This is a genomic window from Leptospira borgpetersenii serovar Javanica, assembly GCF_003046425.1.
In the GTDB taxonomy this organism is placed as follows: Bacteria; Spirochaetota; Leptospiria; order Leptospirales; family Leptospiraceae; genus Leptospira; species Leptospira borgpetersenii.
In genome coordinates this window covers 67,326-83,940 of the sequence record NZ_QAJG01000014.1, presented here as the reverse complement: position 1 = coordinate 83,940, position 16,615 = coordinate 67,326, and the positions used below count along the sequence as shown (strand labels likewise).

Annotated in this window: 12 protein-coding genes; 3 read left to right on the top strand and 9 right to left on the bottom strand. The window is 41.4% G+C overall.

Annotation, left to right across the window (positions count from 1 at the left end):
- Positions 1-182 precede the first annotated feature (182 nt).
- Both CLV95_RS12480 and CLV95_RS12475 read right to left on the bottom strand, forming a co-directional pair.
- Positions 183-1,148: a substrate-binding periplasmic protein gene (locus tag CLV95_RS12480; RefSeq protein WP_308442739.1), complete on the bottom strand. Its 966-nt coding sequence runs from the start codon at positions 1,146-1,148 to the stop codon at positions 183-185.
- A gap of 206 nt (positions 1,149-1,354) precedes the next feature.
- The gene (locus CLV95_RS12475) at positions 1,355-3,337 is read right to left on the bottom strand and encodes an acetoacetate--CoA ligase (protein ID WP_002722153.1); all 1,983 of its coding nucleotides are present in this window, start codon (positions 3,335-3,337) and stop codon (positions 1,355-1,357) included.
- 130 nt (positions 3,338-3,467) lie between these two features.
- Here CLV95_RS12475 and CLV95_RS12470 point away from each other — a divergent pair, with 130 nt between their 5' ends.
- Positions 3,468-3,872 carry a M48 family metallopeptidase gene (locus CLV95_RS12470; RefSeq protein WP_026054817.1) on the top strand — a complete coding sequence of 135 codons (405 nt, stop codon included), beginning with the start codon at positions 3,468-3,470 and terminating at the stop codon, positions 3,870-3,872.
- A gap of 147 nt (positions 3,873-4,019) precedes the next feature.
- Here CLV95_RS12470 and pdxH read toward each other — a convergent pair whose 3' ends face one another.
- Complete coding sequence (gene pdxH / locus CLV95_RS12465) at positions 4,020-4,664, bottom strand: pyridoxamine 5'-phosphate oxidase (protein WP_002722148.1); 645 nt, start codon at positions 4,662-4,664, stop codon at positions 4,020-4,022.
- A gap of 5 nt (positions 4,665-4,669) precedes the next feature.
- Here pdxH and CLV95_RS19825 point away from each other — a divergent pair, with 5 nt between their 5' ends.
- On the top strand, positions 4,670-4,915 hold the full coding sequence (locus tag CLV95_RS19825; protein ID WP_002722152.1) for a hypothetical protein: 246 nt from the start codon (positions 4,670-4,672) through the stop codon (positions 4,913-4,915).
- Between the two features lie 2 nt (positions 4,916-4,917).
- On the opposite strand, the gene CLV95_RS12455 is transcribed toward CLV95_RS19825, so the two are convergent.
- From CLV95_RS12455 to CLV95_RS12445, 3 genes are read right to left on the bottom strand one after another with little or no spacing between them, the layout of a single operon-like run.
- On the bottom strand, positions 4,918-10,206 hold the full coding sequence (locus CLV95_RS12455; RefSeq protein WP_002735422.1) for a trifunctional serine/threonine-protein kinase/ATP-binding protein/SpoIIE family protein phosphatase: 5,289 nt from the start codon (positions 10,204-10,206) through the stop codon (positions 4,918-4,920).
- 2 nt (positions 10,207-10,208) lie between these two features.
- A complete protein-coding gene (locus CLV95_RS12450) occupies positions 10,209-10,874 on the bottom strand; it encodes a transmembrane-type terpene cyclase (RefSeq protein WP_002735339.1) in 666 nt (221 codons plus the stop codon).
- 4 nt (positions 10,875-10,878) lie between these two features.
- On the bottom strand, positions 10,879-11,997 hold the full coding sequence (locus tag CLV95_RS12445; protein WP_002735381.1) for an oxygenase MpaB family protein: 1,119 nt from the start codon (positions 11,995-11,997) through the stop codon (positions 10,879-10,881).
- Positions 11,998-12,094: 97 nt separating this feature from the next.
- On the opposite strand from CLV95_RS12445, the gene CLV95_RS12440 reads away from it, so the two are divergent.
- The gene (locus CLV95_RS12440; protein ID WP_002736796.1) at positions 12,095-13,495 is read left to right on the top strand and encodes an OmpP1/FadL family transporter; all 1,401 of its coding nucleotides are present in this window, start codon (positions 12,095-12,097) and stop codon (positions 13,493-13,495) included.
- Between the two features lie 358 nt (positions 13,496-13,853).
- Here the strand turns inward: CLV95_RS12440 and CLV95_RS12430 are convergent, their stop codons facing one another.
- The 3 genes from CLV95_RS12430 to cysT are packed head-to-tail and all read right to left on the bottom strand — an operon-like array spanning position 13,854 to position 16,599.
- The gene (locus CLV95_RS12430) at positions 13,854-14,924 is read right to left on the bottom strand and encodes a sulfate/molybdate ABC transporter ATP-binding protein (protein ID WP_002723679.1); all 1,071 of its coding nucleotides are present in this window, start codon (positions 14,922-14,924) and stop codon (positions 13,854-13,856) included.
- Between the two features lie 2 nt (positions 14,925-14,926).
- Positions 14,927-15,766 (bottom strand): sulfate ABC transporter permease subunit CysW, encoded by an 840-nt coding sequence (gene cysW, locus CLV95_RS12425; protein WP_002723672.1) that lies wholly within the window; start codon positions 15,764-15,766, stop codon positions 14,927-14,929.
- The gene (gene cysT, locus CLV95_RS12420) at positions 15,763-16,599 is read right to left on the bottom strand and encodes a sulfate ABC transporter permease subunit CysT (RefSeq protein ID WP_002723713.1); all 837 of its coding nucleotides are present in this window, start codon (positions 16,597-16,599) and stop codon (positions 15,763-15,765) included. The genes cysW and cysT overlap by 4 nt, the downstream gene beginning before the upstream one ends.
- Positions 16,600-16,615: the final 16 nt, after the last annotated feature.

Below are 16,615 nucleotides of genomic sequence, written 5' to 3'. Positions count from 1 at the left end.
GCTTTCCTATGGGTCGCTCTGAAAAACTCAATGCAGAGCTTTCCTATGGGTCGCTCTGAAAAACTCAATGCAGAGCTTTCCTATGGGTCGCTCTGCAGGTAGAACCTGTTTCACGGAGGATTGTCAGAAGAGATCCAAGTAATTGTGGGTAAGGTTATGGCTCTCTATGGATCGGCGTGAACTCAGCGAAACGCCTCTCTATGGATCGGCGTTTCAGGAACCCAGTCCGATTTATTGAAATACTTATCCTCCAACTCCCGAAGAATCCCGGATCGCTCCAACTCTTCAAGAAAGAATTCAAAATTCCTAATAAACATTATATCTCCATACGGAAATGCCGCGCTGATATCTTCCCTTTGTACAACCTCGAGAAGGGGCCGGAAGTTGGAAGAGATCGATTTGTCTTTAAGTAGAAGTCCTTTGATATAAAAAGAATCCGCGACTAAACAATTTGCCGTTCCATTCTTAACCGCTTCCCAAGCGGCAAGAGTATCTCTATAAGTAAAAATACGATTGTTCTTGAATTTTTTCAGAAGGTATTCGTGACGATTGGAAAAGGATCTGACCGCAAACGTAACTCCGTTCACATCCGCTAAATCGAGGACACTTCTGAAATTCTGAGTTGTGATAATGTTTCCCTCCGGAGGAGGAGGAAGCGCGGATTTTCGAATCAACGCGGCGGGAGTTGCAACCAAATACGCCCTACTGAATTTCACCTTTTTGGATCTTTCCAGATTATTTGATATTCCGGATAACGCAATATCCGCTTCCTTTTTTTTGATTGCATCCGCGAATTCATTGAATTCCTGATAAGAAACGAATTTGTATTTTACTCCTAGAAAGTCCGCATAAGCCTTTCCCAACTCGTAATCAAATCCCGGATAACCCTCCTTTGCGTTTATTATATAAAAAGGTTCGTAGGCGGCATCACCGGCGACTTTCAATTCCCCCTTTTCCAAAATTTCTTTGAGTCTGGACAAATTATAAAATCTGAATGTGTTTTCCTCCGCTCCCACTTCGGTTATATTGCAAAAAATCCCAAAAAAAACGAAAAGAAAAGATTGGATCGGAATTCCTTTTATAGAATTTTTAATACGGTTTATAATGTCTAAAAGCGGAACTAAGAACCCGTCCCAAAACCATTCGATCTTATCAGAATCTTCTCGGATTGCTGCAATTGTTTTGAATTTTAGGACGGACTCTAAAATCCATCGGATACATGATTCGGGGGTTTTGATTCTAAATAGATCTTCAGAAAATCTACCTTGACTCACTACAATAATCCTCTCGTATGGAAACTTCTGCCAAACAAAATTCAGTCCGAATAATTTCGAATTCAAGCCCAAAAACAACCCTAATCTTCCCCAAGCTCTGGAAGATTTTTATAATATTCTAAACTTTCTGGATTACTTAGAGCTTCCTTATTCGTCACGGCTTCGCCTTGAACGGTTCTTTTGACGGCGATCTCCACTTTTTTCATATTGATCGTATATGGAATATCCGCGACCGCAAGGATTTTAGAAGGGACATGTCTAGGAGAAATTTTTTCCTTAATTTCTTTTTTCAAAGTTTGAATGAGAGAATCGTCTAATTTCTTTCCGGGAACCATCTTTAGAAATAAAACGATCCTTACGTCTTCCTTCCAATCTTGACCTATAATAACGGAATCGGCGACTTCGGAAAAAGTTTCGATCAGACCGTAAAGATCTGCGGTTCCGATCCTCACTCCGCCCGGATTGAGGGTTGCATCCGATCTTCCGTAAACGATAAGACCGCCGTTTTTCTTCAGTTCCACAAAGTCCCCATGGCACCAAACTCCGGGAAAAGATTCAAAATATGCAGACTCATATTTTTTTCCTTCGGGATCTTTCCAGAAATAAAGAGGCATGGAAGGAAAAGGTTGTTTGCAAACGAGTTCTCCCTTTTCTTCAATCACGGATTTTCCGGATTTATTCCAGACCTCTACGTCCATTCCAAGACCTCTGGACTGAATCTCTCCTTCGTAAACGGGAAAAACCGGATTCCCCAACGCGAAACAACCGTTGAGATCGGTTCCTCCCGAAATCGAAGAAAGTTGAAGATCCTTTTTCCAATTTTGATATACATATCGAAAACCCGCCTCAGTCAAAGGAGAACCGGTAGACAATACAGCCCTCATCGATGAAAGATCGAAATCTTTCGGCTGAAAGCCCAACTTTTCCAAAGTAAGAATGTACTTCGCTCCCACTCCGAAGACGTCGATCCTTTCTTCGGAAGCGATACGAAATAAAATTTCCGGACCCGGATGAAAAGGATTTCCATCGAATAAGACGACAGTCGCTCCTACGGATAAGGAACTTACAAGCCAGTTCCACATCATCCAGCCGCATGTCGTATAATAAAAAATCCGTTCTCCGGCTTTGAGATCACTGTGGAGAACTAATTCTTTCCAATGATTGATCAATACGCCTACTCCCTGAACCATACATTTCGGAAGTCCGGTAGTGCCGGATGAATACATAATATACACCGGATGATCGAAATCGGTTTGATGGAATTCCGGTTCGGCTCCCTGGTTTTCCCGAAGAATAGTTTCCAAAAAATGAATATTCTTTTGAGGATAGTCTTCCGAAAGTTCCGTGTCCGTCCGGTTTTTAAAATGCAGAATTCCTTTTTTGTAGTCCGATACGATCACCGCTTCGAGTGAAGGAATGGATGCAAGAATTTGAGTCAAATTCTCCGCAAGAGATAAATCCTTTCCCTTAAACGCGTATCGATCCGTGGTAAACAGAACCTTGGGAGTAATTTGCCCGAATCGATCCAACACTCCCTTGACTCCGAAATCCGGTGAGCAAGAACTCCAAATCGCTCCGATGGAAGTTGTTGCGAGCATTGCAATCACGGCCTCGGGAACATTTGGCATCAGCCCTGCGATTCTATCCCCGGGCATCACCCCCCTTCTTTTCAGATCTTTTGCGAGAGCTCCCACATAAGAACGCAATTCTAAATAACTAATTTCTCTTCTGGAACCGTCCTCTCCTCTATAAATCAAAGCTGGGTAGGAATCGGTCCTTCGGAGCAGATTCTCTGCAAAATTGAGTTTGGCTCCCAAAAAAAATCGAGAGTCCGTAAAATTCCGTCCGATCCGATATGGGGTTTCGTACTTTTTAGAATAAACGACTTCGGAAAATTCCCAGATGCTTTCCCAAAAAACTCCGACATCCTTTACAGACCAAGCCCTGAGTTCTTCGTACGAAGAAAAATGAAGATTTTTTCTTTCCCTAAGAAACTTTTGATATCGGTTTAAATTGGAAGATTCGATCCGAGCGATGGAAGGCGCCCATAATTGTTGATGCATGTAAAACTCGATTCCGTCTTTTTCGTTCTCTATTACATTTTTTTAAAAGGTTGGGTCAACATGAATTTTGATTGAGCAACGAAACACTTCGTATATGTTAGAAAAAATAAATCCGAAAACGAGAACCTCATTGAACTCATTCGAACATATCCATTTCGCCGAAATCATCCTCATCACGTCCGGAATCATTTATACTCTGCACGGTTTGATTCATCAATTGATCGTAGGAGGTGCAGTTGGTTTTTTTCAATTCCGCGAAGAAAAACAATCTCGTTTGATCTTAATGATGTGGATCACTACTGGAGCTTTTATGAGTTTCTTGGGATGCCTTCCCGCGATTCTGATTTTACTCTTCGGTCCCCAACCTCCGGTGATAGCAACCTTAATTGCGGAAACAATCGCTGTCGGATTCCTATCCCTTCACATTTTTCTCTCGGGGTATCGAACTCACACACAACCCGTAAAAATAGGTTTTTTTTTCAGTCTCGGTTTTGCGATCGTTTTGATTCTTTACCTTTTAAATCTTTGGGTCTGAAGTTGTCTCAAATCAATTTTTGGGTTTTATCGGATCATAAAAAACGTGAGATAAACTTTAATAAAATTGAATTCTACCACCAAACAATTAGCCAAAATACCAAGAGCACTTTTATTTCAGTGGAGATTCCGATTTTGAAATCACATTTTACGGAGCGACTCTGAATTTTTTCCAAGAAGAATCCGTATCTTTCTCAAACACAATTCTATCGTGCAAACGGCTGGAACGTCCTTGCCAAAATTCGATTCGGTTAGGATGAACCGCATAACCTCCCCAATGATTCGGAAGATCCACTTCCTTACCTTCATATAACTTCGAAAATTCTTCAAAACGTTCCTCTAAAAATTTACGATTCGGAATTTCATAACTCTGAGGAGAAACAACCGCGCCGATTTGGGATCCTCTGGGTCTGGAATGAAAGTACACGTTCGATTCTTCCCTAGAAACTTTCTTCACTCCCCCTTCGATTCGGACCTGACGTTCCAACTCAGGCCAAAAGAAAACAAGACAAGCCCTCGGATTCTCTTCCAATTCCCGTCCTTTCTTACTTTCGTAATTCGTATAAAAAACGAACGAGTCTTCCAGGATTTCTTTGAGAAGAACGATTCTTGCGTTCGGTTTTCCGTCCTTGGTCGCCGTAGCAAGAGTCATCGCATTAACTTCCAAAACTTCCGACAAGACGGCTTCCTCAAACCATTTTTGAAAAAATGAAATCGGATCGTCTCCGATATCTCCTATGTCCAAAGAAGACAAACTGTAATTTTTTCTAATTTCTGAAATTTTAGAATTCATATCGATTGAATTCAAAAAATAAGTACAGCTTTAAAGTAAAAGAAAAAATTCGAATTGCATTTTTCATTTTTCAGAAGTTCGATCTCATCCGCAAAAGGTTTGTATTATATGACAAATCTCCAAAAAAACTTGCCACCATCTCAAAATTTTTCAAATTCAAACTCGTAGTTTACGCTTTAAATTTTTGCGGAACGAAGATTTTTCTAAATTCCGATCTTAAAAACCAAGATTTATATATGAGCTTTTTTTGAGATCAACTGAACACAACCTCAATAATTATAAGAGTCAAATCGTCCTGTATCGGCTCTCCCTGCAGGAATAAATTCAAATCTTTTTGAACCGTGGAAATTTGGTCTTCGGGACTCAAAGAAGAGGATAAAACGATCGAATTTGAAAACCTCGCTTCGCCGAATTCGTTTTTAGTCGCATTAAATTGTTCGTAAATCCCGTCCGTAAAAAGATAAATTCGGTCGCCCGATTTTAATTTTATTTTTTCGGTATAATATACGAAGTCTTTCTTAAGTCCGAGAATCGCCCCGGTTTTATGAAAGAGATCCGTCTTTCCTTCTCTCAAAAGAATCTGAGGCGGATGACCTGCGGACGAATACTCCAAAGTATGATTTTTCACGTTTATGTCCGCAACCACGCAGGTGAGATACAAGGTTTTAAATTTTTCAAGAATAACGGCATTCAATTCTCCTAATAAAGAAGAAGGATTTTTCTGGATCTTTTTCAGATGTTCATATTCGCTTTTGATTGCCATAGTAATCAAAGCGGCCTGAACTCCATGCCCTGTCGCATCCGCCACGAAAAATCTGTAAACTCCGGGACGAATTTCGAAAAGATCGTAAAAATCCCCTCCGACCTCGTCCATAGGTTGATACGAAACCGAATAAACAATTCCCGGAAGAACCGGATGCTCCGGTAAGATACTACGTTGGATCTTTTTGGAATACAAAAGATCCTTCCGTATAATTTCCAAAGATTGCATCAATTCCTGTGTACGAAGTTCCACCTTCTTTTCCAACTCGGCATTTAAACTTGTGATATCCTCATATAGTTTAGCATTTTCTAATGAAATTGCGGCCTGTGAAGATAGGATTTCGAGAATTTCCAACTTATGTTCGTCGAATACGTCATAAGTGAGTCCGTTTTCCAGATAAAGAACGCTCAAAATTCTTCCTTGTTTTGTGATAGGCAGACAAAGAAGAGACTTCGGTCGTTTTGCTCCGATATAAGAATTCAAAGAATGCGGAGAATCTTTAGAGGACGTATTATTCAGAAGTATTCTTTGTCCCGAACGATAACAATAATAAACGATTTCAATCGGTAGCAACTCCGTAGCGTAGTCCAAAATCAGAGATCGAGTCAGAATGTCCTCTCTCTCGATATCCTGTCCCGTTTCCACATACAAACCATCTTTTCTTGGAAGTATCAAAAATCCTCGAGTCGCTCCTGCGTTTTCCATGATTGTTCGCATTAATTTCCTTAGAAGTTCGTCTTGTTCTATAATTTCAGAAATGGACTGAGAAGACTTTAAAACGCTTCTAAAATCCAGTTTTTCGGCGGACTTCAGGATCGTATCCCAAAGAGCTTCTTCTCTCATACGAAGAAGTATTCCCACATCTTCCTCGTGTTGCCTCATCGCCTGAATTTGATTCGCCTTTGCGGTAGCGCCCCAGGTTCGGTATTGTCTTTCCGAAACCTTTAAGAGATAATTTGCATAATGTTTTCTCCCCCTTTCAAACTCCCATACGCCCGCGTGTTCGTGAACAATCGCTTTTCTAAGATTACCTTCGTTCTCCTGAAGAGAAGAGAGTGCCGATTCGTAAAACATGTCCGTTTTCGCAAAATCCTTTTTATATCTATTATATTCTGCTTTTAGAATATAGAAATAAGATTGAAAATTATCCGGAAAAGTTTTCGACCAAACCTTGAACAAGGAGATTGATCTTTTAATAAAAAATAAATTCGACCAACTTAGCCTTCTTTTCGATTCGTTAGAGCGGATCAAGTGAAGAGATTTATAGAATCTGTATTCGGAATAGATGAAAATCGTTCTGGATCTTTCCAGGTCGTTTGCAAATTTATCGAAAACCCTCAACCCTTCTTTCCATTCCCCGCTAAGATAAGTTTCCTTTCCTCTCAGAACCGCATACCAAGCGTTTGCGGTTCCGTTCGCGTTCGGCACTAAAACTTCCCGTTCGAAAATCTCCGCGGACATCTCCCGATCCCTATAAATCACGTTTTGTTTGGAGGTATTTCCTATACTGCGAATCAAGAAATCGGAACTTGCAACAACTATATAAACGGTCTCGTAACCTAGTTGTTCCCCTCGTTTCGCATCCTTAATTAGGACTTCATAATACGATTCGGAAGTGTCCGAAGAATACAAATGATAAATGGAATGTGAAATCAAAGAAAACGCAGCCCAAAGATAATCTCCATATTGAATGCACTTTTCGTACGCCTCGTCGGCGAGTAAGACCAATTTGGAAAAAGGTTGCCTATAGAAATCGAGGAGCATATTCTTTCCAAACAGATATCTACCACGAATTCGATCCGCATTGAAAATCCGAATGATATATTCGCCGAGATCCCAGTATCGAAGCGTCGTTTTAAAATTTCCAGTCACCACAAAGAGAAGGGAACCGAATCCGGCATAACCGAAAAAACTTACCGGAGAATTTCCCTCCTTGAGAGTGATGTTCATCAATTTTAAAAACAGGAATACGAACAACTTACCGTCGGAATGTTTTCCGTAATTCAACATATTCGTAAGTATGTTTATAGTTTCTATTTTATAAGGATCTTGATTCTTTTTTGCTTCCCGTAATCGTTCAGGACTCCTGCCTCTTTGATAATAAATCATCTTTAAAAATTCGAAGATAAGAACCGTGATTCCGGGTTTTTCCGGAAATCCTACGTCCAAAGATTGAAGCGCTTTTAAACCGACTTTGTAGGCTCCTTCGAGATCGTTCTTTGCGTTCATCACTTCCAATTGCATGAGATAAACGTCGACGATTTCAATCCGATCCTGCAGTCGAGAAAGCAGAACTTGAACCGCATCCTCCGCTTCGAGGGTTTTAGAAAGGAAATATGCGGACTCTGCAAAAGACTTATAAATTTGAACACATTGCTCTTTTCTATCCTTCCAAGATTCCTCTGTGATCTTTTTTTTCAGAAGAGTGAAAAGATTATAAGCGGTGTTAAACGCCGCTGCAAGTTTGGCCGAATTTCCGGCGAGAATGATGTAATGGTTGAAGATCTCGACTTCTTCTTTCGAACTCAGAATTTTTTGGGATTTGATCAGGTGATTTGCAATCTCTGGGATCCGTTCTTGTTTGGAGGCAAGTCGATCCGATTCGATCAGAAACCAAGCGAGGTTTTTATGAATTTCAGCCCTTTGCTCAAGAGCAATCGATTCCCCGATCACCTGATTGATCTTATCATGCGAAAAACGGAATGTGATTCCTTCGAAAACCCTATTCTTATCCAGCTCTTCAACATTCTTTTTTTTTAATATTTGCAAAATCGGATAAAGGCTTACCTGCGATTCCTGATATATGATGATTCCTTGTTTGATACATTCCCTAATTCCGGTTTCGACGATCTCCGGAATATCCTGAAAATACCGATACAAAATTCCCAAATCGAAAAGATTTCCGACACACGCAGCCACCTTAAGGAATTCTTGCGTATCCTCCGGAAGCCTCGTAATCTCTTCCGTGAGAAGATCCAAAACGTTTTCGGTCACAGTTTTTTTGATAATTTGATCCCAATCCAGACTCCAAATCCCCGAACTCTTCTGGTATCGTATAAAGGATTCCGTATAAAGCGTATTAAAAAACTGATTGAGAAAAAATGGATTCCCATTCGTTTTTTGATAAAGAATTTCGGTGAGTTTTTCCGAGTCTTCCTCTTTCAAATCCAAACTGTCCGTAACATAACTTCGGATCATAGTTTGATCAAGGGGATTCAAGGAGATCTCTTGAAGAAGAATTTCCGAATTCAGAATTCTTTCCCGAAAAGAGTTTAAGAAATCGGAATATTCTTCCTCGTTCCTGGAAATAAATACGAACAACATTCCTTCCCATTCGGTCTGTCTGGATATGAACTCGATGAGAGCGAGGGACGCAGGATCGGCCCATTGAATATCGTCTAATATGAGTAATGCCGGACTACGTCTGTTGAAACAGACGGATAAAAATCTTAGGATTACGATGAATAAAAATTGATCGTCCTTTTGGCTCTGATGTTCCGACGGAACGGGAAAGATCCCCGTCAGATTTTCGATCTCTGGTATGAGTTGAGCCAAAAGTTGGATATTACCTCCGAGTTTCTCCTGAATTTTTTTTCGAAAGGACTGGATTTCATATTCGGATTGGGTTAAAAGGTAATTGGATAATTCTACTAAGACCTGCCTAAGAGCAAAATAAGGAATCCCCTTTTTATCTTCCTCGAACTTTCCTTTAAAACTTCGTAATGTATTCAATTCTTTGGAAAGAATCGTGTCCTGAATCAAGGAGGTTTTTCCGGTTCCCGACTTTCCCTTGATCAGAATGGACGCTTTTACTCCGGAATAAACGGAAGAAATCGCTTCCTCTATGATTTCCTTTTCCTTGTCCCTTCCGTATAACTTTTGGGAGATTCGAAACTTATCCTTTTTTTCGGTAAAACCGGGAATAAATTCCAAAATGCTTCTTTGAGACCGAACGGAATCGTAAAGAATCCGCAAATCGTAGAGTAACGTTTCCAACGAGAAATATCTTTCCTCAGGCATTTTGGAAAGTAATTTCATTACGAGATTCGAAATCGGAACCGGAATCTCTTTTCTTTTTTCAGATACCGGAATGGGAACGCGGGCTATGTGAGAATGTATGATTTCCAACGGGTCATCGGATTCGAAAGGAGGTTTACCCGTTAAAAGCCAATAGAACAAAGCACCAATGGAATAACCGTCCGATCGAAAATCCACGGAGCGATTGAGCTTTCCAGTCCGTTCCGGCGAACAATAAGCGAGTAACGTAGACGAAATCTGTAAAGGAGCAGGATTTCCTTTTTCTCCTATGAGTAAAGAAGAGGAGCCGAGCCAAGCAAGAACGGAGGTTTTTGTACCGGCGTCGTAAAAAAAGGAATTAGGACCAATCTGATTGTGAAGAACCCCCTGCGAATGTAGGTGAACCACATTTTCAGTAACCGAAAGCGCAATTTGAAGGTATTCCTCCACGGCTAACGGACCGACCTCGGACATATAATCCGACAGAAGAACACTTTTCAGATTTTCATAGACGAGGCAGTATTTATCTTGAATCCTTAATATATATTCGGGCTTTAAGATATGTTCGTCGGAAATCAGCTTTCCGATCTCGTATTCGTTCAAAAAGTAAAAAGAATCCTCTTCTTTAGTTTTTTCTTTCTGAATCCTAAGGATTTTTGTTTCGGATTCCCCCTTTAAGATCCCTCTGTAAACCGTCGAGACGTGATCTTGCAGTAGAATTTCGTTCGTTTGAAAGGCGGCCAGATCCGTTCGAATTGACATTTTTATTTTTTAGTCTTTGCAAATAAATAGACGTAATATGCATCCGCTATAAAAACCAATACACCTAAACATAAAACGAAATATTCCTTCGGGAAATAGAGAAATAAAAACAACGTAAAAAATACGGTTCCTAAAAATTTACACCATGCGATCGGATAAGAAAATAACCTGTTATCATTCATCGAAAGAAACAAAACCGGATACATGCCCGAAATGAATAAATTCAGAATATATGCGGAATTCGACCCGGTGAACAGGTCGTAACGATTGACATAGTAAGTATAAATCAAGGCCCCCCAAGAAACCAATAAAACCAGGAGTAAAATCCTATATTCTAATATACTAATTGAAATCTTAAACTGCTTTTGACCGAATCTATATATGTTGCAAAAGATCAGAACGTCCAAAAGGAATGCGATCTTATAACCCCAATTCAAAACGATCCCCATGTCCTCTTGGATGACAAAACCCCAGAGAAATTCCCAGACGAGATTCCCGCAAGCGATGAAGACGGGCATCTCTACGAATTGTTTACGGTTCGAGTCCACGATCAATGCGAAGTAAACGTATGCCCATAGGATCACTCCCGAAAATAAAAAGATATTTTCAAGAAGAGTGAATTTTCCCAGGTAATAAGGATCGGTTAGGAACTTTTCCCAGAATCCCATTTTGCTACGCTCCCCAGTTTTCCTTCAGAGAAGGCGGAATTTCGAATTTTGCCCTTTTATCTTTGTAATAGAAGTTGTCCATTCCTAGGATAAGTTTTGATGAAAAATGAGAGACAAGTTTTTGAAAATGATCATTTTCGCTTAATGTTCCATCAAAGTCTAACATGATTTTTTCTATGATCCCGCCTAACACTTCCCCCTCTTTCCAAGGAAGCCCCAGAATTTCGCAGTTTTCTTTTCCTAAATAAGTTTGAAGGAAATACAATGGTATTCCGTCCAATAAGTTTCCAGGCAGCATGTATTCCATAAAATCCAAAAGTGATTTCGCGAGAATTTTTCCGGCCTCGGATTCTTTTCTTTGATCTTGAAAGATGGAGAGTCCAAGTGTATAAGAATCTTCGTAATTGTCCGGAGACAATTCGGGAATTACTCCTAAAATATGTCCCACTACTTTCCATAGGTGGATGTATGCGTTTTTTTCCTCTTCGCTTAACGTAATTCCGGAAAGTATAAGCCCTTCCAAAATCAAACTCGAAAAGGATTGTAAGGTTCCGGCCATATCTTGTTGATTGATCGGTTTTCCCCATTCCTCTTTCCATCTTCCCGATTCGATTATGAAGTGACGAATCGACGCGTGCATGAGCCTTACCTTTTGCGCGACTCTGATTCCCTCTCCTCCTTGGGAAAGTCCCCCTTCCTGCAAAACGGATACGACGAATTGTGTCGTTTCCATCAGTCTTCTGAATACTTTTTGTGTGGAACCGTTCTCTTCCACGAGTCTTCCCGTATGAACAAGAACCTCCGCTCCGTTACCGCAAGTATATGCCATCGGTAAAGACTTACAGCAAAGAATCATAAGAATCTGAGGTCCATATGTCGCGAAGATCCGTTCCGCAATCCGGATCTTCTTAAAATCAGCCCATTCGGGAAGAACGTTCGTCTTTTCAAAGTATTCCTTAAAGTAAGAAGGAAACGACGTAGGTATAGGCCCGAAGTTTTGCGTTAGTATATTGAATAAAACTAAACTTTTCAGTTTTTCTTTTTCTTCGGATTGAAAATAATCCTGAACGACCTGATCCGCGTAGACGTCGGTTACGGATCTATATTTTATAAAGTTTTGCATTCAACTTTCCTCATTCGAGTCACAAAGTTTACGAAACCTCCGAAATGTGAAAAGAAAAATAACTTTTCAGAATTCTAAATCTGAAAAGAGTTTACCGATGCAAAAAGAGAAACTCCCTCCTTTGTTCGGCTTTAAAATTTCACTCTTAATCGGGACCGTATTCGTAAGTCCTTTGTTAGGCGTGGGAATCTTCCAACCATCCCACAACACCCGGTATGCAGGAATGGCGGGAGTCAATCTTGCGATCGGCGGTTCTCCGATGGACGTAGCGACCAATCCCGCAAATCTGACACGAAGTCAAAAAGGCGGTCTCGAATTCGGAATCGGCCTTCCCTACATTCGCTCCAAATATACGGATCGACTCACGGATGCGAGCCCGGAAACCGCGTATAGTAATTCTCAAAATTATAATATTCTTGCGCCCTTGCCCTACTTCGGCCTGAACCTTCCGATCACGGATCGATTGAACTATGGAGCGGGGATTTATGTTCCAGGAGGGGGAAGCGGTCATGTAAATGGAATTCTCAGAGTGACTCCCGACGGTCGATCTCTGAGAGATTGGTCCGGTTTGGATATTCCGGGACCGATCGGAGATTCGAGAAAAATCAAAGAAGATCTGTCGACCACCTTTTATGTCGTAAAGATGACGAACGCGCTCGCGTATCGACTCGGAAATTTTTCAGTGGGTCTTGGAATTGAAACGATCTATTCCAAACAAATCGCTTATCAAAAACTTTACGATATCACTCATACTCTGGAAATTCCCGGCCAAGGTTTTGATTATAAAAGCCGGAATGCGTATTCTATGGGAGCTATATTCGGGCTTTCTTATACATTCACGGAGCGATTTCGGATTGCGTATTCCTATCAGGCCAGAAACATTCTTCCTTTGGACGGAGGAATGCAGATAGGAATCAACGACGCGAATCATTATAGAAGGACGGGAGTATCCGCCACTTTTAATCTCCCCGAAAAACACGGGCTCGGTTTTTCCTTCGGCGGAGAATCCTTACGGGTTGGTTTGGACTTTCTTTATTACAATTATAATTCCTACAATCAAACGTTTAAACAGACATTGGAAGACTCTTGGTTTTCGACCCCATTCGGAAAGACGAATACAATTTCTCAAAATATCGCCTATCACGATTCCTGGGCCGCTGCAATCGGCCTTGAATACAAAACGGATTTTTTTATGTACAGAGGAGGTTACCGTTACAACACAGGAGTAGTGAGATCGGAAGGGATAAGCGCCTTACAGGCGGGTATCATGGTCCAACAACTCTCGACTCTAGGGATTAGTTTTCTTTTAGGCAAATGGAGCATCGACCTAGCGGTTAATTATTTGTTTTCCAAAAAAATAATCGCAAACCAAGGAAACGATTGGGCGGTATTACATTCGGTGTTCGGTCCAAACGATATTCGCGTTCTAAATTATTCCCAATCTTTGCAATCGGATGTACCCGCGATTTTACTCGGAGCTTCCTACCGATTTGATTGAAGGAAAATCCCGAGTAAATTTAACGTGAGTTCGGCATAACAAATGCGAAAGCGATTGAAGCATAGGGGAACTAAAGCCAAACTGTCTCTCAAACTCAAGCCGCATCGCTTTTATGGGCGCTCGAAGTAACTCAAGCCGTCTCACTCCTTGAATGCCGATCCTTAGAAAGGTATTCGCTGAGTTTTCTAATCGTTCGACAGATCGTGTTCCACAATAAATTGTAACTAAAGACGAAATATTGCATTACGTTTCTTTCATACAATTTATTGACTGGAGCCCCGTCTTTACTTGCAAAGGTTGAACTCCAAGAACTCACGTTATATTATTTTTCTAGGAAAAATGTATCGACCAAAACTGATTAGATCGTGTAATCTTCAACGTAAACCTTTACCTTTTTGAAACGGATATATACCGTTTCGCCGGGAAGCAAATTGAGAGATTGGAACTCCGAAGAATTGAGTTGTGATTCCAGGATCGTCCCCGTATCCAAGCGTTTGAGATCGATCTTTACGGTTCTACCGGTCGAGTGAATATATTGAATTTCCGCGGGAATCGTTTGAGCTTCGATCGGCGCTCTCAAAATTTCCACGTCGTAGGGACGTACATAGCCGACTGCGGATGCGCTTTCAATTTCGGAATGTTCGGGAGTGTCCACCTTGATTTCTCCGAGCTGTGTTTGACCGCCTTGCACTCTACCGTGAAAGAGATTCACATCGCCTAAAAAGTGAAATACGAAAGAATTTTTAGGATGATTGTAAACCTCGTCCGGAGTTCCGACCTGTTCAATTTTGCCGGAATTCAAAATGACCACCTTATCCGAAACTTCCAAAGCCTCCTCCTGATCGTGGGTTACGAAGACGCTCGTGATATGAATTTCGTCGTGCAGGCGCCTGAGCCAGTTCCTCAGTTCCTTTCTGACTTTTGCATCTAAAGCTCCGAACGGTTCGTCTAACAATAAAAAACGAGGTTCGATCGCCAGTGCCCTAGCGAGTGCGATCCTTTGCCTTTGACCTCCGGAAAGTTCGGAAGGATAACGGTTGTGAAAATTTTCAAGTTGAACAAGCTTTAAAAGACTCATCACCTTGTCTCGGATCGCTTCTTTACTTGGCCTTTCCGATCTTTTTCTCACCTCCAGACCGAAGGAGACATTTTCAAAAATTGTCATGTGTCTAAAAAGCGCGTAGTGTTGAAATACAAAACCCACACCCCTATCCTTCGCGTTTTTCTTACTGACTTCCAGACCTTCAAAAATCACCTGGCCTTCATCCGCGTCCTCAAGTCCTGCGATAATCCTAAGTAAAGTGGTTTTACCGGAACCGGAAGGACCGAGCAAAGCGACCAACTCTCCCGCGGGAACTTCCAAAGAAAGACGATCGATGGCGGTAAAATTTTGGAATCGTTTCACAAGATTCTTAACTTCGATACCCATGACTATACCTCTTCTTGGGACAATTCTTCTTTTCTGGTGATTTTGATCTTACTTTCCAAGACCTGTTTTGCAACTAGGGTGACTAAAGATAAAAAAACGAGAAGAGAAGCCGCGGAAAAAGCGGCCACAGAATTGTATTCGTTATAAAGAACTTCAATCTGCAAAGGTAATGTATTCGTTTGCCCTCGGATATGACCGGAAAGAACGGAGACAGCCCCAAATTCCCCCATCGCTCTTGCGTTGCAAAGAATGATTCCGTATAACAACCCGTATTTGATTCCGGGCGTTACGATTTTAAAGAATACTTTGGTCGGGGAAGCCCCTAAAAGAAGTCCCGCTTCCTCTTCTTCGATTCCCGTCGAATCGAGTAATGGAATGAGTTCTCTCGCAACGAAAGGAAGAGTGATAAAAATGGTCGCAATAACAAGCCCCGGAATGTTAAACACGATTCTGATGTCCATTTTTTCCAACCAGGGCCCGAACCAACCTTGTCTTCCGAAAAGAAGAATGAAGATCAAACCTGAGATCACGGGCGAAACGGAAAACGGAGAATCTATGATCGTAAGAAGCCAACTCTTTCCCGGAAATTCAAAACGGGTCAATGAAAATGCGGAAACTATTCCGAAGATCGTATTCAAAGGCACCGCAATCGAAACCACCAAAAGAGTCAGCTTAAGAGCGGACAACGTATCGGGTTCCTGAATTCCTTCCAAGTAGGCCCGAATGCCTTTTGAGAACGCCTCGTGAAAAACTGTATAGATAGGAAGGATCAAAATCAATCCGGTCAGTAAAAAGACCGCTCCGATAAGAACACTTCGAACGAGTAAAGATTCCTGTCTCATCCCTTTTTCCTTGCGGCAACCGTCTGAATAATATTAATACACAATAATATACTAAAAGAGACTACAAGCATGATAAACGCAATTCCGGTTGCTTCTTCGTATTCGTATTGTTCTAACTTCGTGACGATGAGCAAAGGCAGAATTTCCGTTTTACCTGGAAGGTTTCCCGAAATGAAAACGACGGAACCGTATTCTCCGATTCCTCTCGCAAATGCCATCGCAGCTCCCGTAACGAGCGAAGGAAAAAGTTCCGGAAAAATCACTTTTCTAAAAATCTGCCAACGATCGGCGCCTAAACAATACGCAGATTCTTCGAGTTCTTTCGGAAATTCCTCCAGAACGGGTTGAACCGTTCTTACGACAAAAGGAAAACCGATGAATACGAGGGCGATTACGATTCCGGCCGGAGTATATGCAATCTTGATTCCATAAGGTTCGAAAAGTTTTCCGATGACTCCGTTGGGAGTATAAATTGCAGTGAGCGCGATTCCGGCAACGGCGGTCGGTAACGTAAAAGGAAGATCCACAAGAGAGTCGAGCAAGGATTTTCCGGGAAAACGATAACGAACCAAAACCCATGCGAACAAAAATCCGATGAACAGATTGATGATCGCCGCAACGGCTCCGGCTCCGAAACTTAAGTAAAGGGCGGATAAAATTCTCTCATGAGTAAGAAGTTTCCAAAAACCTTCCCAACCGATCCCGGAACTTTTCAGAAAAAGAGCGCCTAACGGAATAATGACGATCAAGCTTAGGTATGTGATCGTAACACCTAACGTAATACCGAAAGCGGTTTTTCCGTAGGGTTTGGTCCTAAAATTCAAAGTAGACACAATTTTCTCCGCTTGA